Here is a 19,494-nt window from a genome sequence, read left to right as displayed (position 1 = left end):
GGGTTTTCGCCCCCTCCGCCCCTACCCGTCCCGTACCTGGGGGGCTCCGCCCCCCAGACCCCCCGTATCGCGCTGACGCGCTCGTCCTCAAGCGCCGGACGGGCTGGATCAGCCTTGGGCGGACCGGGGCCCGCGCGGATAGGGTCGCCCTATGGGCAGCCACCCGGATTCCATGCCGGCCCCCGCGACCCCCGCCGGGCGCGACGGCCTCGACGCCATCCTCACCCGCCCCACCCGGGCGGTGATCGCACTCGACTTCGACGGCACCCTCGCCCCGATCGTCCCGGACCCCGACCAGGCCCGAGCCCACCCCGACGCGGTCCCCGCACTGGCGGCCCTCGCCCCGAAGGTCGCCTCCGTCGCCGTGATCACCGGCCGCCCGGCCGGCGTAGCGGTCCGCTACGGAGGTTTCGCGGGCGTACCGGGGTTGGAGCACCTCGTCGTCCTTGGCCACTACGGGGCAGAACGCTGGGACGCGGTGAGCGGCACGGTCACCGCTCCCGCCCCGCACCCCGGCGTCGCCGCCGTGCGTGCCGAGCTACCCGGCTTCCTGGACAAGATCGGCGCCTGGCAGGGCACCTGGATCGAGGAGAAGGGCCGCGCGGTCGCGGTCCACACCCGCCGCGCGTCGGACCCGCAGGCCGCGTTCGAGGCCCTGCGCGAGCCCCTCACCGACCTGGCCGCCCGGCACGGTCTGATCGTGGAGCCGGGCCGCATGGTCCTGGAGCTGCGCCCGCCGGGCATGGACAAGGGCGTCGCCCTGCTGGAGTACGTCCGGGAGATCGGCGCCGAGTCCGTTCTCTACGCCGGTGACGACCTGGGCGACCTGCCCGCCTTCGCCGCCGTCGACAAGCTCCGCTCCGAGGGCGTTCCGGGGCTCCTGGTGTGCAGCGGCAGCTCGGAGGTCGCGGAACTGGCCGACCGGGCCGACCTGGTGGTGGACGGCCCGGCAGGGGTCGTACGACTACTGTCGACGCTCGCGGCTCAACTGGGCTGATCCAGCTCGCGCAGCTGCTCCAGGAACCACTGGGCGGGCGGCAGAGCGGTGGCGGCGGCGGCCAGTCGCTTGGTGCGTTCGGCCCGTTCGCCGAAGGGCATGGTCAGCGCCTCGTGCAGGGCGCGGGCGGTGCCGATGACGTCGTACGGGTTCACGGAGACCGCGTCCTCGCCCAGCTCCTCGTACGCGCCCGCCTCTCGCGACAGCACCAGCACGCACCCCTCGTCGGAGACGACCGGGACCTCCTTGGCGACGAGGTTCATGCCGTCGCGGATGGGGTTGACGAGGGCCACGTCGGCCAGCCGGTAGGCGGCCAGCGAGCGGGCGAAGTCGTCCTTGACGTGGAGGACGACCGGCGTCCAATCCGGCGTCCCATACTGGGAGTTGATCTCCTCGGCCACGCGCCGCACCTCGGCGGTGTAGTCGCGGTACACGACGAGGTCCTGCCGGGAGGGGTAGGCGAAGGCGACGTGCACGACGCGCTCGCGCCAGGACGGATGGTCCTCCAGGAGCTGCCGGTAGGCCAGCAGCCCGCGCACGATGTTCTTCGACAGCTCGGTCCTGTCGACCCGCACGATCGTCCGCCGGCCCTCGCCGATCTGCTCCCGCAGCGCGGCGATCCGCTCGTCGACGTCCGCCTCGTGCGACCGCCGCCGCAGGAAGTCCGCGTCCGCGCCGAGGCCGTGCACCCCGACCCGGGTCGAGCCGAGCCCGCCGACGAACGCGTCCGCGCACGCGGTGAACGCGTCCGCCCAACGGTGGGTGAGGAAGCCGAGCCGGTCCGCGCCGAGCATCCCGCGCAGCACCTGCTCGGCGATGTCGCCGGGCAGCAGCCGGAAGTAGTCCACCGGCGCCCACGGGGTGTGCGAGAAGTGCCCGATCCGCAGGTCGGGACGGAGCTCACGCAGCATGCCGGGGACGAGGGTGAGGTGATAGTCCTGTACGACCACCACGGCGCCCTCGGCCGCCTCGTCGGCCAGCGCCTGGGCGAACGCCCGGTTGTACGTCTCGTACGACGCCCACTGGCGCCGGAACTCCGCGTCGAAGACCGGCTCCAGCGGCGTCTGGTACAGCATGTGGTGCACGAACCACAGCACGGAGTTCGCGATGCCGTTGTACGCGTCGGCGTGTACCTCGGCGTCGATGTCCAGCATCCGTACGCCCTCCTCGCCGACGCCGCGCCGTACCGCCTCGCGGTCTCCGTCGCCGAGCGCCGAGCACACCCACAGGGCGCCCGCGTCCGGTCCGATCGCGGAGAGGCCCGAGACCAGCCCGCCGCCGCCCCGTTTGGCGTGCAGCGAGCCGTCCTCGCGCACCCCGTAGGAGACCGGGCCGCGGTTGGACGCGACGAGGATGCGATGGTCACCGTGCGCAGAAGCCATGCCTCGAAACCTAGCCCGGCGTGGAAACGCTCAAACGTTCCCGTGCGCCGTATGCAATCCGTCGGCTCAGGCCGCCGGTCTAGGCGGCCCTTCGTTTCCGGTATTCGGCGATTTCGGACATCGGAGGGCGTTCCTCCGTATCGACGGAGTGGGTGCGCGGCTCGAAGCCGTCCCTGCCCCGTTCGAACTGGGTGAGGGACGGACGGATCAGATGGCCCCGGGCCAGCCTCAGCTGGGCCGTGCGGTAGATCGCGGCAGCCATCCGGCCGAGCGCCTGCCCGTCCTGGTGGCGGTGCTTGCGGACGCCGACGTCGACCTGGGCGAGGGCGTCCAGGCCCACGAGGTGCAGCGCGTCGACGAGCATGCCCAGCTCGACGCCGTATCCGACGGGGAACGGCAGCTGTTCGAGCAGGGAGCGGCGGGCCGCGTACTCGCCGCCGAGCGGCTGGACGAAGCCGGCGAGCTGCGGCCAGTGCATGTTCAGCAGCGGGCGGGCCATCAGTTCGGTGACGCGGCCGCCCTGGCCCGCCGCCGAGCCGAGCGGGCGGTCGTACATGGCCTTGACGAGGTCCACGCCCGGGTCGGTGAGCAGCGGGCCCACGATCCCGGAGACGAAGTCGGACGAGAACTCCTTGAGGTCCGCGTCGATGAAGCAGACGATGTCCCCGCTCGTCACGAGCAGCGAGCGCCACAGGACCTCGCCCTTGCCGGGGACGGTCGGTATCCGCGGCAGGATGTCGTCGCGGTGCACGACGCGCGCGCCCGCGGCGGCGGCGACCTCGGAGGTGCGGTCCGTCGAGCCCGAGTCGACGACGACGATCTCGTCGACGAGGGGCACCTGCCGCATCAGGTCGTGGCGGATGACGGCGACGATCTCGCCGACCGTCTCCTCCTCGTTGAGGGCGGGCAGTACGACACTGACCGTCGACCCGGTGGTGCGTTTGGCGGCCATGAGCTTGTGGAGCGGGCGATCGGTCGCGGACCAGGAGCGTGTGCTCAGCCAGCGCTCAACTTCTTCCAGCACAGTCTGCGGCTCCTCACTGTCTGATCACCCCGTCTCGCACGGTGTGATCCATCTCGCGGTTCGGACGACTATCTCAACTGTCCTGGCCTTCGGTTACAGTCTTGAACAACGCGGATGACCATCGCATTGCGTAGATCATCCCCGTACAACCGAATAGCGCTCATCCAGAGGGGCAGAGGGATACGGCCCGATGAAGCCCCGGCAACCCTCCAGCCGGTCTCGTACGACTGCGTCGTCGTCGCGAGGCTCCCGGCTAGGGAAGGTGCCAAATCCGTCTCACGGCGAAGTGCGTCGTGAGGAAGATGAGGAGAAAGGGCCTCGCCTCCATGGCTGCGCAGACAGTTGCAAGCACCACGAACTCCGCGACCTCCGTCGATCTGGGTCCCGCCGCGGCGCTCTCCTGCCGCGAATGCGGTCACCGCGTGCCGCTCGGCCCGGTCTTCGCCTGCGAGGAGTGTTTCGGCCCGCTGGAGATCGCGTACGACTTCTCGGCCTACGAGACCGAGGAACTCCGCAAGCGCATCGAGTCGGGCCCCGCGAACATCTGGCGTTACGCGCCCCTTCTGCCTGTCCCCGCGGACGTCGCCGAGAAGCCGAACATCAACCCCGGCTGGACCAAGCTCGTCAAGGCCGACAACCTGGCGCGTGAGCTGGGCGTCGACGCCGGCAAGCTCTTCGTCAAGGACGACTCGGGCAACCCGACGCACTCCTTCAAGGACCGCGTCGTCGCCCAGGCCATCGAGGCCGCCCGCGCCTTCGACTTCACCACGCTCTCCTGCTCCTCCACCGGCAACCTCGCCGGCGCCGTGGGCGCCGCCGCCGCCCGTGCCGGCTTCCGTTCCTGCGTGTTCATCCCGCACGACCTGGAGCAGGGCAAGGTCGTCATGGCCGCGGTGTACGGCGGCGAGCTCGTCGGCATCGAGGGCAATTACGACGACGTGAACCGCTTCTGCTCCGAGCTGATCGGCGACCCGGCCGGCGAGGGCTGGGGCTTCGTCAACGTCAACCTGCGCCCGTACTACGCGGAGGGCTCCAAGACCCTCGCGTACGAGATCTGCGAGCAGCTGGGGTGGAAGCTCCCGGACCAGCTCGTGGTGCCCATCGCCTCCGGCTCGCAGCTCACGAAGATCGACAAGGGTCTGCAGGAGCTGATCAAGCTCGGCCTCGTCGAGGACAAGCCCTACAAGATCTTCGGCGCGCAGGCCGAGGGCTGCTCGCCGGTGTCCGTCGCCTACAAGGCCGGGCACGACGTCGTACGGCCGCAGAAGCCGAACACCATCGCCAAGTCGCTCGCCATCGGCAACCCGGCCGATGGGCCGTACGTGCTCGACATCGCGCGCCGCACCGGCGGTGCCGTGGAGGATGTGAACGACGAGCAGATCGTCGACGCCATCAAGCTGCTCGCGCGGACCGAGGGCATCTTCGCCGAGACGGCGGGCGGTGTGACGGTCGGCGTGACGAAGAAGCTCATCGAGAACGGCGTCCTCGACCCGACCCTCACCACCGTCGTGCTGAACACCGGCGACGGCCTCAAGACTCTGGACGCGGTGGCCTCGGACACCGGCCTCACCGCGACCATCCGCCCGAACCTCGACTCCTTCCGAGAGGCTGGCCTCGCATCATGAGCGTCAACGTCCGCATCCCCACCATCCTGCGCACCTACACCGGCGGCAAGGCCGAGGTGAGCGCCGAGGGCACCACCCTCGCCGAGGTCATCTCCGACCTGGAGAAGAACCACACGGGTATCGCCGCCCGCGTCCTGGACGACCAGGGCAAGCTGCGCCGCTTCGTCAATGTGTACGTCAATGACGACGACGTGCGGTTCGAGCAGGGGCTGGAGACGGCGACGCCGAACGGCGCGGGCGTCTCGATCATCCCGGCCGTCGCCGGAGGCTGACCGTCACACACGGTGAGTCCGTTACCGAAGGTAATGCTCGTCACCCAGAGTTCATCGAATTGCCCCCTCCGTGAGAGAAGCGGAGGGGGCAATTCTGCTTGGTTGAGCACGGTACAGTTGGGGAACCTGCTTCGCTTTCTATGCCAGTTTTATGCCGGACGCATATGAGTCCTTGCCCGGCAGCAGACAAGAAGTAGCCAAAGTCCCCATCTTTTTAAGCCTTTCATGGCATTTATGGGGCCCGACTTGCCCTGAATCTTCGCGAATTCTCCGTATATTCCCGATCGGCCGTGCCCAGAATTCTCGTCCGATTGACCTGTTGCAGACGGCAGTTGGACAGATACATTCAGCCGCGGTCGACGCGTTCCGGCGCACACCCCCAATCGTTGGGGGGTGAGGTCTGACCCGGATCCGCGAAGTGCGGATCTGTGCAAGGGCCAGTAATAGGGGAGTTAGGCATGGCTCAGGGCACCGTCAAGTGGTTCAACGCGGAGAAGGGGTACGGCTTCATCGCGGTCGACGGTGGTGCGGACGTCTTCGTGCACTACAGCGCGATTCAGATGGACGGCTACCGCACCCTTGAAGAGGGTCAGCGAGTGGAGTTCGAGATCTCGCAGGGCCAGAAGGGTCCACAGGCGGACATGGTCAAGCTCGCCGTCTGATCCCGGCGCGAACGACCACCGACGCACTCACGCCGAGGGGCCCGCATCCCACCAGGGACGCGGGCCCCTCGTGCGTCTCCACTTGGCGAGAGGCGCTTGCACTCGCAGGTGTCGAGTGCTAATCATTGGCGTTAGCACTCTCCTAGTGAGAGTGACAGAACTTGGATCGTGCCAGTGAGGTCCGCAGACCTGTGGGGCAAGGAACCGCAGGGCTTGCAGGCCGTCCGTCGCGGGCGCGGGCGCGATCCGGAGCAATCCACCCCGTCCGGGAGGACCACTTCACATGGCCAAGATCATCGCGTTCGACGAGGAGGCACGGCGCGGTCTCGAGCGCGGGATGAACCAGCTCGCCGACGCCGTCAAGGTCACCCTTGGCCCCAAGGGCCGCAACGTCGTCCTCGAGAAGAAGTGGGGCGCCCCCACGATCACCAACGATGGTGTTTCCATCGCCAAGGAGATCGAGCTCGAGGACCCGTACGAGAAGATCGGCGCCGAGCTGGTCAAGGAGGTCGCGAAGAAGACGGACGACGTCGCCGGTGACGGCACGACGACCGCGACCGTCCTGGCCCAGGCGCTGGTCCGCGAAGGCCTTCGCAACGTAGCCGCCGGCGCCAACCCGATGGCTCTCAAGCGCGGTATCGAGAAGGCCGTCGAGGCCGTCTCCGGTGCCCTGCTCGAGCAGGCGAAGGATGTCGAGACCAAGGAGCAGATCGCTTCGACGGCCTCCATCTCCGCCGCCGACACCCAGATCGGCGAGCTCATCGCCGAGGCGATGGACAAGGTCGGCAAGGAAGGCGTCATCACCGTCGAGGAGTCCCAGACCTTCGGTCTGGAGCTGGAGCTCACCGAGGGTATGCGCTTCGACAAGGGCTACATCTCGGCGTACTTCGCCACCGACATGGAGCGTATGGAGGCCGTCCTCGACGACCCGTACATCCTGATCGCCAACTCGAAGATCAGCAACGTCAAGGACCTGCTGCCGCTCCTCGAGAAGGTCATGCAGTCCGGCAAGCCGCTGCTGATCATCGCCGAGGACGTCGAGGGCGAGGCCCTGTCGACCCTGGTCGTCAACAAGATCCGTGGCACCTTCAGGTCCGTCGCCGTCAAGGCCCCGGGCTTCGGTGACCGCCGCAAGGCCATGCTCGGCGACATCGCCATCCTCACGGGCGGCGAGGTCATCTCCGAGGAGGTCGGCCTCAAGCTGGAGAACGCGGGTCTGGACCTGCTGGGCCGCGCCCGCAAGGTCGTCATCACCAAGGACGAGACGACGATCGTCGACGGCGCGGGCTCGGCGGACCAGGTTGCCGGTCGCGTCAACCAGATCCGCGCCGAGATCGAGAACTCGGACTCGGACTACGACCGCGAGAAGCTCCAGGAGCGTCTGGCGAAGCTGGCCGGCGGCGTGGCCGTCATCAAGGCCGGTGCCGCCACCGAGGTCGAGCTCAAGGAGCGCAAGCACCGCATCGAGGACGCCGTTCGCAACGCGAAGGCGGCCGTCGAGGAGGGCATCGTCGCCGGTGGTGGCGTCGCGCTCATCCAGGCGTCTTCCGTCTTCGAGAAGCTGGACCTCGAGGGTGACGAGGCGACCGGCGCCAACGCCGTGCGGCTCGCCCTGGAGGCCCCGCTCAAGCAGATCGCCGTCAACGGTGGTCTCGAGGGTGGCGTCATCGTCGAGAAGGTGCGCAACCTGCCCGTCGGCCACGGCCTGAACGCCGCGACCGGTGAGTACGTCGACATGATCGCCGAAGGCATCATCGACCCGGCGAAGGTGACCCGCTCTGCCCTGCAGAACGCCGCCTCCATCGCCGCGCTGTTCCTCACCACCGAGGCCGTCATCGCCGACAAGCCGGAGAAGGCCGCCGCGGGCGGCGCTCCGGGCGGCATGCCGGGCGGTGACATGGACTTCTGATCGACCTCTGGTTGATCACTGTCCTTACGTTTCGAGGGCGGCCCCCCTTCTCTCAAGGGGTGCCGCCCTCGGGCGTTCGGGGCGTGGCCGGGATCACAGGAGCAGGCCTCAGGGCCGCGGAATGCCCTGGCGGGCGAGGCAGTTGACGTTGACGGACGGTTGATGCATGTGCACATACCGCCCGGAATGTCCTGACCCTCTCTGCTCGACGCCTGGTCGACCTCCCCGAGGAGCCCCCTACGTGACTGCCACCGCCTCCGCCTCCCGCGCGGCCGAGATCCTCTCCCGCCCCGTCTCCCTCAACGGCCTCACCGTCCCGAACCGGATCGTGATGGCGCCGATGACGAGGCAGTTCTCCCCGGGCGGCGTCCCCGGCGAGGACGTGGTCGGCTACTACTCCCGCCGTGCCGCCGCGGGCGTCGGTCTGATCGTCACCGAGGGCACGTACGTCGGCCACGAGTCGGCCGGGCAGAGCGACCGTGTCCCGCGCTTCCACGGCGAGGAGCAGCTCGCGGGCTGGGCGAAGGTCGCCGACGCCGTGCACGCGGCGGGCGGGAAGATCGTGCCGCAGCTGTGGCACATCGGCATGGTGCGCAAGGCGGGGGAACCGCCGTTCGCGGACGCGCCGGTGGTGGGCCCGTCGGGGATCGGCCTGGACGGAACGGCCGACGCGGGCAAGGCGATGACCCAGGCGGACCTGGACGACGTCATCGCGGCGTTCGTCGAGGCCGCGGTCGCCGCCGAGCGCGTCGGCTTCGACGGTGTCGAACTGCACGGCGCGCACGGCTACCTGCTCGACCAGTTCCTGTGGTCCGGCACCAACCGCCGTACGGACGCGTACGGCGGTGACCCGGTGGCCCGTACGAAGTTCGCGGCGGAGATCGCCGCCGCGGTCCGTGCCGCGGTGTCCCCGTCCTTCCCGATCATCTTCCGCTACTCGCAGTGGAAGCAGGAGGCGTACCACGCCCGGCTCGCCGAGACCCCGGAGGAGCTGGAGGCGATCCTCGCGCCGCTCGCCGCGGCCGGCGTGGACGCGTTCCACGCCTCCACGCGACGTTACTGGCACCCGGAGTTCGACGGCTCGGACCTGAACCTGGCGGGCTGGACCAAGAAGCTCACCGGCAAGCCCACCATCACCGTCGGCTCGGTCGGCCTCGACGGCGACTTCCTCAAGGCCTTCCAGGGCGAGGGCGCCTCGGTGGCCGCCCTCGACAACCTCCTGGACCGCCTGGAGCGCGACGAGTTCGACCTCGTCGCCGTGGGCCGCGCGCTCCTCCAGGACCCGGAGTGGGCCGCGAAGGTCCTCGACGGGCGCTTCGGGGAGCTGGGCGCGTATGACCCGGCGGCCCTCCAGACCCTGAGCTGACCCTCCGCGGGACGGGCGGGGGAGGCGGTCTTCGCCCCCCCGTTCACGTTCGGCTTCCTTGTCTGCGATCGGCCATTGCGGCGCGGATGTCAGCCACGCGGGTGCGGACTGTGGACGACGCCACGGGCGCGGCGGGGCGGCGAGGCTCGGCCTCGCCCCGGCAGGGGCCGCAGGTGCCGCCCGGCAGGGCTTCCGGGCGGCCTGGGGCCCCGCACTTCGCGCACTCCAGTACGCGGAGGGGTGGGCGTGGGATCTCCCGTACGGGCTCGGGCGGGAGCTTGGTCGTCAGGCGGGTGCGGACGAGGGCTGCCGGGCTGTGGACCGGGGTCGGGAGACCCCCGGTCAGGGACTGGAGTACGTGCTCGTCGGTGGCTCCCCTCGCGAACCACTCCGTGAGCAGGGGCGCGAGGTCCGCGCAGTCCCTGTGGGACAGGGACAGCGCCGGGGTCGTACGGCCCAGCGCCGCCAGCAGGATGTACGCGCGGGAGCGGGTGGGTCCGGCCCGGGGTTCCGGCGGCTCCTGCGGTACGTCGCCTCGCGTGAACGCCGCCCACCAGTCGTCGTCCCGCGCCGTGCGCGAGAACCACGTTCGAGTGATCCAGCGGGGACTGGCCGAGTCGGCCAGGTGTTCGCGGCCTCGGCGTAAGTGGCCCGCCCTGGTGAGGTTGTTGAGCGCCGTTCGCAGGGCGCATTGGCCGTACGGGAGCGTCTTGGCCAGCGTTTTTACGGAGATGTCGGCGCCGTCGGGGAGGCGGTCGATGTACGCGGCGATCGCTGCTTCGCGGGGCGGGAGGTGCGCGAAGTCGCGGTCTGTGCGAGGGAGTTGGTCCGGTGCGGCGCGCTTTCCGTAACCCGGGTTGGCCATGGGGTGTGGGGACGCGTGCGCGGGCAGGGGCGCAGCACTAAGCTTGGCATCAGCCATGGGATCGAACTTTTCCTTCGATCTCGTAGGTCAAGCCCCCGCAGGTGTTTGCCGCACCTGGCGGGGGCTGTTCGTTATGCGGGCACGCTAGACCCTCGTGACTGTCCGTGGCAAGCCGGTCGCGTCAAGTCAACTCGCGGGGCGGGAGGGCGGGTTGGGGCCCGCCTCCCGTTCCTTGGAAAGAGGGCTCGGAGCTGGGCGCTTGAGCTTCGGGGCGACTGCGCGTCAGTTGTGCTTGAGGTTTTCGACGAAGGCCAACCACGCCTCGGTCCGGAACGCGAGCTTCGGGCCGTGGGGGTTCTTGGAGTCGCGGACGGGGGCGAGGGTGGGGAAACCGGGGGCGACTTCCAGGCAGTTGCCGCCCTCGCCGCCGCTGTAGCTGGACTTGTACCGTGTCACCGCACTGCCGCATTGCCGGGGGCGAGCCGGGCCCCCATCTGCGTCACCTCCGGAGGAGGCTTACAAGTTCCCCATCGGCTCGATGTCGATCTTCACCGGTGTGCCCCAGATGCGCAGCACCTCGTAGTCCGTGAACTCGTGGATCAGGCGGTAGGCCATGCCGGGGCGGGGGGTGCGGCGCTCTGCGGCGAGGTAGCGCTCGGCTTCCTGGCGGTCGCGGCGGGGGGTGCCGCAGAGCTGCCACGCCTGGCCGTTCCAGACCTCCGGGAGCCAGCGCTGCTGGGGCTGGGGGCGGTCGCCGCGTATGCCGTAGCGGGACATCGTGCGGTCGGCGGTCTCGTCCGGGGCGGTCGGGCGGCCGTGCCCGTACGCGTCGTTCACCTGCGTGCGGCGGGCGGCGCGGCGGCGGGTCTCGCAGAGGAGGCAGAGGTCGGCGGCGCCCTCGTCCACCGGGCCGTTCGGGTGCTCGGCGCAGCGGGTGGTGGGCGCAGCCGTCGTCACCGTCTCCTCCAGCAGGTCCAGCGCCCGCTTCAGGTCGGCCTTGACCTCGTGCAGCTTCGCGTCGGGGGTGTCGGCGTTCAGGGCGTCGCCGTGCTCGCCGAGGACGCGCAGGGCCCGGCCGAGGGCGGTCAGCTGTGCGTGGTTCATGGGTCCACCTTTCCATGCCCCACTGACAACCCGGCCAGGCCGAAGAAGAAGGTCGCCCCGAAGCCGACCGCGTACCCGGTCAGGAGGCCGCCCGCGTAGATCGCGGCGGTGAGAGCCAGGCCCTGGTTGCCGGAGAGCAGGGGGAACAGGGCCCACCCCGACGGGCCGATGGCTGTCGAGCCCACCTTGTCGCCCAGCATCGAGAAGAAGCCGATGAAGGCGCCGCCCGCCGCTCCGCCCGCGCACGCCGTGATGAAGGGGCGGCCGAGGGGGAGGGAGACGCCGTAGATGAGGGGTTCGCCGACGCCGAGCAGGCCGGCGGGGAGGGCTGACCTGATCGTCGTCCGCAGGGACGTGTCGTGGCGCAGCCGGACGTACACCGCCAGGGCCGCGCCGACCTGGCCCGCGCCCGCCATGGCCAGGAGGGGCAGCAGGACCGTGTAGCCCTGCTGCTCGATGAGAGTGGTGTGGATGGGGATCAGGGCCTGGTGCAGGCCCAGCATCACGAGGGGGAGGAACAGGCCGCCCAGGATCAGACCGGCGAAGGCGCCCGCGGTGGAAAGGAGCCAGTTCGCTGCCGTACCGATGGCGGAGGAGAGCTCGCCGGCCGCGTACATCAGGGCGTACAGCGTCACCAGGCCCGTGACGAGGACCGTGAGGGTGGGGGTGACCAGGACGTCCAGCGCCGCCGGGACCCGGCGGCGGCACCACTTCTCGACGTACGTGCCAAGGAGCGCGGCGGCCAGCGCGCCGAGGACGCCGCCCTGGCCGGGGGCGAGCGTCATGCCGGACACCGTCACCTTCGCCACCCCGGCGTACACGATGACCGCCGCCACCGCGCCGCCCAGGACGGGCGTGCCGCCGAACTCCTTCGCCGTGTTGTGGCCGACGAAGACGGCGATCAGCGCCATGAACCCGGCGGCGATGGCGGTGAGGGCGGGGGTGAGCGACGGGAGCCAACCGAGGTTGATCAGCAGGCCGTTGAGGCCCGCGATCACGCCGCAGCCGATCAGGGCGGGGATCAGCGGCACGAAGATGTTCGCGACCCGGCGGAGGAGGAGTTTGAGGGGTGTGGAGTTGCGTTGGTGCTGGGCGGCCTTCAACTCGGCGCCCATCGCCGCCAGTTGACCGGCCGACGTGGTCAGCAGCGCCTCCAACTCCGGTGTCACCCGGGCGACCGTGCCCGGTCCCAGCACGATCTGGTACGTGTCGTCGTCCGCGACCAGGCCCAGTACGGCGGGGAGCGCCCGCAGGGCGTCCTCGTCCACCAGGTTCCGGTCCCGCAGGCCCAGCCGCAGCCGGGTCATGCAGTGGGCGACGGTGAGAACGTTCGCGGGGCCGCCCACAAGGGGGAGGATCGCTTCGGCGGTGAGAGTGTCCGGAGTGCGCACCCTCTGAGAGTGCTGGTCAGCCGGTCGCCGCCGCCAGCGCGGCGCGCAGATGGCCCTTGCTCTCCGCCAGAAGGCGGGCGGCCGTGGGCCCGTCGACCTCACCCAGGATCGTCAGGATCGCGTTCTTCACCTCGCCGTCCGTGGTGGCGAGCGCCCGCTCGATCTCCTCGTCCGAGGCGCCGGTCGCCAGCGCCACGATGCGGCGGGAGCGGGCCCGCAGCTTCTCGTTCGACGCGCGTACGTCGACCATCAGGTTCCCGTACGTCTTGCCGAGGCGGATCATCGTGATCGTCGAGAGCATGTTCAGGACGAGTTTCTGGGCGGTGCCCGACTTCAGGCGCGTGGAGCCGGTCAGCAGCTCGGGGCCCACCACGATCTCGATGCCGTGGTCCGCCGCGGCGGCGAGGGCGCTGTCCGCGTTGCAGGACAGGCCGACCGTCAGTGCGCCGCGGACGCGGGCGTGCTCGACGGCGCCGACGGCGTACGGGGTGCGGCCGGAGGCGGAGACGCCGACCACCGTGTCGTCGGGGGTCAGTGACAGCGCCTCGAGGTCGGCCGCCGCCAGCTCCTTGGAGTCCTCGGCGCCCTCGATGGAGGTGACCATGGCGCTCGGGCCGCCCGCGATCAGACCGACGACCTCGGCCGGGTCGGTGTTGAAGGTGGGCGGGCACTCGGAGGCGTCCAGGACGCCGAGGCGGCCCGCGGTGCCCGCGCCCGCGTAGATGAGGCGTCCGCCGCGGGACATACGGTCCGCGATGTCGTCGATGGCGGCGGCGATGAGCGGCAGCCGCGTGGCGACGGCCGCCGGCACCGTCGCGTCCTCGCCGTTCATGATCTTCGCGATCTCCAGCGTGGACAGCCGGTCGATCCCGGAGAGTTCGGGGCGGAACGCCTCGGTGGTCAGCGTCTCCAACTCTGCTCGAAGATCGCCGTAGTTGGACATGGAGGTCATGACGGGAGCGGCTCTTTTCGGTGCTGTACGTACAGGTGTGGTCCGTCCCCAGCGGTCCCACCGCCAGGGGTGTCCCAGCGGTGCCAACCGCCGGGGTGTCCCAGCGGTGCCCCTGCCGGAGCGCCCCGGCGGTGCCCCCGCCGGAGTGTCCCAGTGGTGCCCGACGCCGGAGTGTCCTAGCGGTGGCCGCCGCCGCGCGGTGTGTGGCGGTGCGCCAGCGCCTCGTACGAGGCGGACAGCGCCGGTGCCGCCGTCTCGTACGTCCGCTGGGCGACGCCCACGAACAGACAGTCCACCACCAGCAGCTGGCTGGTGCGCGACGACATCGCCGCCGGGCGCAGCTCGCTCTCGCGGGCCGTCGACGTGGTGAGGATGTGGTCGGCGTACTGCGCGACGGGACCGCCCGGGCGGCCGGTGATCGCGACCGTCGTCGCCCCGTGCTCGAAGGCGACCCGGAGCGGTTCGATGATGTCGCCGGTCGAGCCCGAGTGGGTGATGGCTATCGCCACGTCCTTGGCGCGCAGCTGCACCGCGTTGGTCACGGCGAGGTGCGGGTCGCTGTGCGCGTGGGCTATGAGCCCGATGCGCAGCAGCTTCTGGGCGAGGTCCTGGGCGACCAGACCGGACGCCCCGACGCCGTAGATGTCGATGCGGCGGGCGGCGGCGAGCGCGGTGACGGCCGCGCCGAGCTGGACCGTGTCGAGCCCGGCGGCGGTGTCGGCGAGGGTCTGCTGCTCGTCGTACGCCAGTTTCGCGACGACGTCCGCGATGGGGTCGTCCACCGCGATGTCGGCGGTGACGGCGGGCGCGCGGCCGGACTGCTGCTGGGCGGCGAGCCCGGCGAGCGCGAGGCGCAGATCCCGATACCCGGGGTAGCCGAGGAGCCGGGCGGTACGGACGACCGTCGCCTCGCTGGTGCCGGTGAGCTCGGCGAGGCCGGTGACCGTGAGGGCCGCGCAGCCTGCCGGGTCGCCGGCGACGGCCTCGGCGACCCGCTGCATGGAGCGGGTCATCGACGGGGCGAGCGTGCGCACCTTGGCCGCGAGGGCGGCGGGGGCGGGCGGCGCCTCTCCCGCGAAAATTTCCTTCACGTCATGGGTCACGTGGTGAAAGATATTTTCCTTTGAGGCATACGGTCAAGGGTGCGCACAATGGGGACATGGACCCCACCGGCAACCCCATCAGCCCCTTGGAGCAGGCGTTGCATGCGGCGCGCGCCCTCGTCCTCGCCGACCTGATCGCGGGCGAGGTCGCCGAGGCGGATGTCGTCACCCTGGTCGAGGACTCGGTGGTGCAGCGTCGCTGGTGGGTCGAGCAGTGGCCGGAAGGGGCCGGCTATGTCGCCGGGCTCGTCGCCCAGGACGTACAGGACGCGCTGCTGGAGCGGTACGGACGGTGGCCGCTGTGCCCGGTCTGCGGCTCCGGCGACCCACACGCCCTCGACGTCGAGCCCGAGCTGGGACCCGACCCGCAGTGGGTGTGCCACAAGGCGGGCGTCCGGGTCGCCTCGGTGGGCTCGCTCGGCTCGGCGACCGGTGGAAGCCCGCCCTCGTGACGGTCTACATCGACCCGCCCACCTGGCCCGGACACGGGCGCGTGTGGTCGCACCTGATCAGCGATGTCTCGTACGACGAACTGCACACGTTCGCCGCCGAGTTGGGCGCTCCCCGCCGCGCCTTCGAGCGGGACCACTACGACATCCCGGCGCAGCGGTACGCGGACGCCGTCGCCGCCGGCGCGGTGGAGGTCAGCAGCCGCGAGGTGGTGCGGCTGCTGCACGGGGCGGGACTGCGCCGGCGCAAACGTCCCAGCTGACCCGGGCGGACCGTAGACCTCAGCCGGCGAGGACCGGCCCGAGGGGAGCGTGGCTCATGCCCGCGGGGCTCGGGGCGGGTCAGTCCTCCCGGGACCGGCCCGAGGGGAGCGCGGCTCATGCCCGCGGGGCTCGGGGCGGGTCAGTCCTCCCGGGACCGGCCCGAGGGGAGCGCGGCTCATGCCCGCCGGGCTCGGGGCGGGTCAGCCCTCTCTGGAGTAGAGCTCCAATGACCGGTCCAGGCCGTGCAGCTCGTACGCCTCCTGCTCCACGTCCTCGCTCACTCTCCGGAACCCGGCGCGGGAAATGACGGCCTGGGAGGGGGTGTTGGTCCGCTCTATGGCCGCGTAGAGGAGCTTGACGTCGTCGCGGGCCAGGGCCCAGGCGGCGAGGGCGCGTACGGCCTCGGTCGCGTAACCGTGGCCGCGGGCGTTCTCCGCCAGGTCGTAGCCGATCTCGGCGCGACCCTCCTGGTCGGGGGCGCCGTGGAAGCCGAGCGCTCCGACCGCGCGGCCGTCCTCGCGCCGTACGAGCACGAACATGCCCCACTCCGGACGGTGCACCCCGCCCTCGTACGCCTTCAGGACCATCCCGGCGGCGTCCCGCGTGCCCTCGAACGGGCCGCCCTCGATCCACTCGAAGCCGCCGGCACCGCCCGCCCGCAGATCCGCTGCGGCAGCGGGCGTGACCCCTTGCAGGGTGAGCCGCTCGCTGTCGATCACCAGGTTGTTGCTCCAGAGCCACTTGGTGAGCGGGGCGCGGCCCGGCAGTTCGCCGCGCCCGGTCGCCCACAGGAGGGTGCGCCAGTGATCGGGTCCGGGGCGGACATGGGGGAAGATCCGGGTGAGAACGGCCTCGCAGAGGGCGGCCGGAGGTTCGTAGGTGAGGCCGAGCCCCTCGGCGATGTCATGCGTGTGGAGCAGGACTTCGGTGACGCCCATCGTGGCGAAACCCTCGCGGCTCGCGCTGCGGAAGGGGTAGGGGTGGAAGGCGCGCACCTCGCGCGGTGTCGTATGCACGGCGGAGGCGAGCAGCGCTCCCATCGTCTCGATCACGTCGACGACGCCCGCGTTGTCGGTGCCGTCCTCCATCACCATGTCGAAGGGGACGTACGCCTCGGCGGGCCGTCCGGCCAACTGCCCCGCGTACGAGAGGAGGCAACCGGCGATGTGCTCGGCGGTCTGCCGGCAACTCCACTCCAGACCTCCCGCCTTGACGCCCTCCCAGTCCCGCCCGGCCGCGCCGCGCAGCACGGCCGCGCTCCCCGCGACGGCTTCCGCCAACTGCTCCCCGCCCATGTCTGTCATGCGGGCGAGGATAGGTCGGATCAGGGCTGGATGCGTACGGGATTTCGGGCGGCGTTCGTGCGCGTCACCACGCGCGAGGGCGGGTTGCGCCGGTACAGCCGCAGCGCGTACGCGGCCATGCCGACGGAGGCGGTCGTCAGGACGGCGCCCGCCCACGCCGTGGACGTGTACCCGAACCCCGCGTCGATGACGATGCCGCCGAGCCAGGGGCCGCCCGCGTTACCGAGGTTGAAGGCGGCGGTGGTCGTGGCGCCGGCCAGGGTGGGGGCGGCCGCGGCGACGTTGAACATGCGGGCGTTGAGCGCGGGGGCCGTGTAGAAGCAGGCGACGCCGAGGAGGAAGGAGAGGACCACGGCGGCGACCGCGTACCGCCCGAACAGGGCGAGCGCGACGAGGATGACGGTGTCGGCCGCTATGCCGCTGATCAGCACCCCGAAGAGGTGCGCCTCGGCGAACCGCCCGCCGATCGTCGTACCGATGAGCGCGCCCACCCCGAACAGCGCGAGCACGGTCGGCACCCAGCTGTCGTCGAGCCCCGCCACGTCCGTGAGCAGCGGCGCGAGGTAACTGAAGGCGCAGAAGACGCCGGCCGCGGCGAGCGCGATGACGCCGATGGACAGCCGGACCTGACGGTCACGGTAGATGTCCAGTTCGCGCCTGAGCTGCGGCTTCTCGGCGGGGGAAGGGATACGCGGGATGAGCGTGACGATCCCGACGAGGGCGACCGCGGAGGCCGCGCCGACGGCCCAGAACGCCGACCGCCAGCCCAGCCCCTCCCCGAGGAAGGCACCGGCCGGCACCCCCAGCACGTTCGCGATCGACAGCCCGCCGATCATCACCGCCAGCGCCCGCGCCCGCGCGTTCTCCGCCACCATCGCGATGGCCACCGCCGCGCCGACCGCCCAGAACCCGGCGCACGCCAGCGCGCTGACGACACGCGACGCGAACAGCACGGCATACGTCGGGGCGAGCGCCCCCGCGACCTGACCCACTCCGAACAGCGCGATGAGCGCGAGGAGGGTGGTCCGGCGCGGCAGCCGCAGCGTCGCCACCGCGAGCAGGGGCGCCCCCACCACCATCCCGACCGCGAAGGCGGAGATCAGCAGCCCCGCCCGCGGAATCGTCACGTTCATGTCGTCGGCGATGGGCGGGAGCAGCCCGGAAAGCATGAACTCGCTGGTCCCCAGGGCGAAGACGGACAGCCCGAGAACGTAGACGGCGAGGGGCATACGGGGCCGACGAGCGGCGGGGGCAGCCATATGGGCGTTCAACGGTGGCGGGTCCGGGGACATTCCTCCTTCGTACGTCCTTCAGCGCCCACCGTCGAACCGGTTTTCGGCTTCGTGCCGGAGGCCGAGGCCGTCACACGCTGAGCAGGTCCAGCTCACCGGCGATGTTCCGGCGCGCCCGCTCCTCCCACTCCCGTTCCCCATACGGAGTCCTGAACAGCCTTGGGAGCTCGAGGAGTTGGCGCAGAACCGCCGCACGGCCCTCGCGGAACGCCTCGTCCGGGACGAAGGCGTACTCCTCGCGGACGGCGGCCGCGTAGGCGGCGTACGCGGGCGGGGACGACGCCAGGACGGCGAGGTCGGCGTCGCACAGGACCTGGCCGTCGCGGTCGTCGGCCGCCGGGTCGTGGGTGACGGTGAGGCGGACCAGCCGGGCGACCTCGTCCGTACGGGACTGGGGAACGCCCAGTTCGGGGAGGGCGCGTTCGGCGAGACGGGCGGAGCGCTCCTCGTTCTCCGAGCGGTCGGGAAGGTAGACGGCGTCGTGGAACCAGGCCGCCAGGCGTACCGCGGCCGGGTCCTCGGCGTACTCCTCCAGGACGTCGATGTGGTCGAGGACCGCGAGGAGGTGGTCGGTGGTGTGGTACCGGCGCTGCGGTTCCGCCCAGCGGGCCAGGAGGTTCTCGGCGTGGGCGTACGGCGACGGATCGGGGCCGCCGCCGTCCCGGGCCGCCTGGACGGTGGCCGCCCAGCGCTTCTCCAGATCTTCGTGAGCGGGGTGCCGGTGCCTGTCTGCTGCCATGCCGCCATTGTCCCCGCCGGGGGCCCTAGCGTGGAGCCATGATTCCTGGAGAGGTACATGACGTACGGGACCCGGAACTGCCCGGGCGGCTGCTGGTTGCCGAGCGGGACGCGCTACTACCGCTGCTGCGGGCCAGGCCGGAGGAGGACTTCGCGCTGGCGAGCGCCGCGTGTCCGGGCTGGACGGTGCGGGATGTGCTGGCGCACTGCTCGGCCGCGTTGACGCGGGTGGTGGAGAGCCGGTTCGAGCCCGGGGTGTTCGGTCCCGAGGCGAACGACCGGGACATCGCCGAGCGCGGGGACTGGTCGACGAGGGAGGTCATCGACGAGCTGGAGCGCGGCATGACCGAGGCCGGGCCCGTGATCGCCAAGGCGGGCGGTGTGCTCGACGCGGTCGCGCTGGGGGAGTGGGTGCACGCGGGGGACGTCCGCGAGACGTTCGGGGAGCCGGGGGCCTACGAGGGCGTCGCGCTGCCGGACGCGCTCGCTCTGCTCGCCCGGGTCAGCCGGGAGAGGGACCATGTGCCGCTGCACGCCGACCTCGACGACGTCGACGAGCCCCTGCGCCTGGGCGGCGTCCCGGGCGACCGGCCGCCGGCCCGCTACATCGGCGACGCCGCCACCCTGGTACGGCTGTACGCCGGGCGACCGGTCGCGGGGTCGGGCCGGTATGAGCTGGTGGGGGCGGAGGAGGGGGAGCTGAACCTGTTCGCCTGAGGAGCATCCAGCCCGTCGTGGGGGTCCCCCCGCTCGAGCGAAGCCGAGAGTGGGGGAGTTTGAGGACGAGCGCGAAGC

Annotated in this window: 20 protein-coding genes and 1 riboswitch; of the genes, 9 read left to right on the top strand and 11 right to left on the bottom strand. The window is 71.0% G+C overall.

Annotated elements, in window-relative coordinates:
- Positions 1-151: 151 nt before the first annotated feature.
- Positions 152-997, top strand: a complete 846-nt coding sequence (gene otsB, locus AB0D27_RS41335; protein WP_362519707.1) for a trehalose-phosphatase — start codon at positions 152-154, stop codon at positions 995-997.
- Here otsB and AB0D27_RS41330 read toward each other — a convergent pair.
- On the bottom strand, positions 985-2,379 hold the full coding sequence (locus tag AB0D27_RS41330) for a trehalose-6-phosphate synthase (RefSeq protein ID WP_362519704.1): 1,395 nt from the start codon (positions 2,377-2,379) through the stop codon (positions 985-987). The genes otsB and AB0D27_RS41330 overlap by 13 nt on opposite strands.
- A gap of 79 nt (positions 2,380-2,458) precedes the next feature.
- Positions 2,459-3,403: a glucosyl-3-phosphoglycerate synthase gene (locus tag AB0D27_RS41325; protein WP_362519701.1), complete on the bottom strand. Its 945-nt coding sequence runs from the start codon at positions 3,401-3,403 to the stop codon at positions 2,459-2,461.
- Between the two features lie 157 nt (positions 3,404-3,560).
- A riboswitch (SAM riboswitch) is annotated at positions 3,561-3,712 on the top strand.
- A gap of 17 nt (positions 3,713-3,729) precedes the next feature.
- On the opposite strand from AB0D27_RS41325, the gene thrC reads away from it, so the two are divergent.
- The 5 genes from thrC (at position 3,730) to AB0D27_RS41300 (ending at position 9,237) form a co-directional block, all read left to right on the top strand.
- Positions 3,730-5,028 (top strand): threonine synthase, encoded by a 1,299-nt coding sequence (thrC, locus tag AB0D27_RS41320; RefSeq protein WP_362519698.1) that lies wholly within the window; start codon positions 3,730-3,732, stop codon positions 5,026-5,028.
- Positions 5,025-5,300: a MoaD/ThiS family protein gene (locus AB0D27_RS41315; RefSeq protein WP_362519695.1), complete on the top strand. Its 276-nt coding sequence runs from the start codon at positions 5,025-5,027 to the stop codon at positions 5,298-5,300. The genes thrC and AB0D27_RS41315 overlap by 4 nt, the downstream gene beginning before the upstream one ends.
- A 458-nt stretch (positions 5,301-5,758) precedes the next feature.
- Positions 5,759-5,962, top strand: a complete 204-nt coding sequence (locus AB0D27_RS41310) for a cold-shock protein (RefSeq protein WP_005315736.1) — start codon at positions 5,759-5,761, stop codon at positions 5,960-5,962.
- Between the two features lie 283 nt (positions 5,963-6,245).
- The gene (groL, locus tag AB0D27_RS41305; RefSeq protein ID WP_362519692.1) at positions 6,246-7,871 is read left to right on the top strand and encodes a chaperonin GroEL; all 1,626 of its coding nucleotides are present in this window, start codon (positions 6,246-6,248) and stop codon (positions 7,869-7,871) included.
- A 241-nt stretch (positions 7,872-8,112) separates the two neighbouring features.
- Positions 8,113-9,237 carry an NADH:flavin oxidoreductase gene (locus tag AB0D27_RS41300; protein WP_362519690.1) on the top strand — a complete coding sequence of 375 codons (1,125 nt, stop codon included), beginning with the start codon at positions 8,113-8,115 and terminating at the stop codon, positions 9,235-9,237.
- A 43-nt stretch (positions 9,238-9,280) separates the two neighbouring features.
- On the opposite strand, the gene AB0D27_RS41295 is transcribed toward AB0D27_RS41300, so the two are convergent.
- The 6 genes from AB0D27_RS41295 to AB0D27_RS41270 form a co-directional block, all read right to left on the bottom strand.
- The gene (locus AB0D27_RS41295; RefSeq protein ID WP_362519687.1) at positions 9,281-10,102 is read right to left on the bottom strand and encodes a hypothetical protein; all 822 of its coding nucleotides are present in this window, start codon (positions 10,100-10,102) and stop codon (positions 9,281-9,283) included.
- Between the two features lie 282 nt (positions 10,103-10,384).
- Positions 10,385-10,558 (bottom strand): DUF397 domain-containing protein, encoded by a 174-nt coding sequence (locus AB0D27_RS41290; protein WP_362519684.1) that lies wholly within the window; start codon positions 10,556-10,558, stop codon positions 10,385-10,387.
- 60 nt (positions 10,559-10,618) lie between these two features.
- Positions 10,619-11,206: a hypothetical protein gene (locus tag AB0D27_RS41285; RefSeq protein ID WP_362519681.1), complete on the bottom strand. Its 588-nt coding sequence runs from the start codon at positions 11,204-11,206 to the stop codon at positions 10,619-10,621.
- A complete protein-coding gene (locus AB0D27_RS41280; protein WP_362519678.1) occupies positions 11,203-12,597 on the bottom strand; it encodes a PTS transporter subunit EIIC in 1,395 nt (464 codons plus the stop codon). Before AB0D27_RS41280 ends, AB0D27_RS41285 begins: the two co-directional genes overlap by 4 nt.
- A 16-nt stretch (positions 12,598-12,613) precedes the next feature.
- Positions 12,614-13,549, bottom strand: coding sequence for an N-acetylmuramic acid 6-phosphate etherase (gene murQ, locus AB0D27_RS41275; RefSeq protein ID WP_362519675.1), 936 nt, complete (start codon positions 13,547-13,549; stop codon positions 12,614-12,616).
- A 176-nt stretch (positions 13,550-13,725) separates the two neighbouring features.
- On the bottom strand, positions 13,726-14,652 hold the full coding sequence (locus AB0D27_RS41270) for a MurR/RpiR family transcriptional regulator (RefSeq protein ID WP_362519672.1): 927 nt from the start codon (positions 14,650-14,652) through the stop codon (positions 13,726-13,728).
- Between the two features lie 56 nt (positions 14,653-14,708).
- Here AB0D27_RS41270 and AB0D27_RS41265 point away from each other — a divergent pair, with 56 nt between their 5' ends.
- Together AB0D27_RS41265 and AB0D27_RS41260 are read left to right on the top strand one after the other, a co-directional pair.
- A complete protein-coding gene (locus AB0D27_RS41265; RefSeq protein ID WP_362519669.1) occupies positions 14,709-15,104 on the top strand; it encodes a hypothetical protein in 396 nt (131 codons plus the stop codon).
- The gene (locus AB0D27_RS41260; RefSeq protein ID WP_362519666.1) at positions 15,101-15,364 is read left to right on the top strand and encodes a DUF4031 domain-containing protein; all 264 of its coding nucleotides are present in this window, start codon (positions 15,101-15,103) and stop codon (positions 15,362-15,364) included. Before AB0D27_RS41265 ends, AB0D27_RS41260 begins: the two co-directional genes overlap by 4 nt.
- Positions 15,365-15,565: 201 nt before the next feature.
- Here the strand turns inward: AB0D27_RS41260 and AB0D27_RS41255 are convergent, their stop codons facing one another.
- From AB0D27_RS41255 to AB0D27_RS41245, 3 genes are all read right to left on the bottom strand, one after another.
- Positions 15,566-16,669 (bottom strand): GNAT family N-acetyltransferase, encoded by a 1,104-nt coding sequence (locus AB0D27_RS41255; RefSeq protein ID WP_362519663.1) that lies wholly within the window; start codon positions 16,667-16,669, stop codon positions 15,566-15,568.
- Positions 16,670-16,689: 20 nt separating this feature from the next.
- Positions 16,690-17,898, bottom strand: a complete 1,209-nt coding sequence (locus AB0D27_RS41250; protein WP_362519710.1) for a Cmx/CmrA family chloramphenicol efflux MFS transporter — start codon at positions 17,896-17,898, stop codon at positions 16,690-16,692.
- A 133-nt stretch (positions 17,899-18,031) separates the two neighbouring features.
- Complete coding sequence (locus AB0D27_RS41245) at positions 18,032-18,700, bottom strand: hypothetical protein (protein ID WP_362519660.1); 669 nt, start codon at positions 18,698-18,700, stop codon at positions 18,032-18,034.
- 38 nt (positions 18,701-18,738) lie between these two features.
- Between AB0D27_RS41245 and AB0D27_RS41240 the strand changes: the two genes are divergently transcribed.
- Positions 18,739-19,416 (top strand): maleylpyruvate isomerase family mycothiol-dependent enzyme, encoded by a 678-nt coding sequence (locus AB0D27_RS41240; protein WP_362519657.1) that lies wholly within the window; start codon positions 18,739-18,741, stop codon positions 19,414-19,416.
- The last annotated feature ends 78 nt before the right edge of the window (positions 19,417-19,494 follow it).

Origin of the sequence: Streptomyces sp. NPDC048415 (genome assembly GCF_040651675.1) — a bacterium.
Taxonomy (GTDB): domain Bacteria; phylum Actinomycetota; class Actinomycetes; order Streptomycetales; family Streptomycetaceae; genus Streptomyces.
This window is presented reverse-complemented; position numbering and strand designations above follow the sequence as displayed.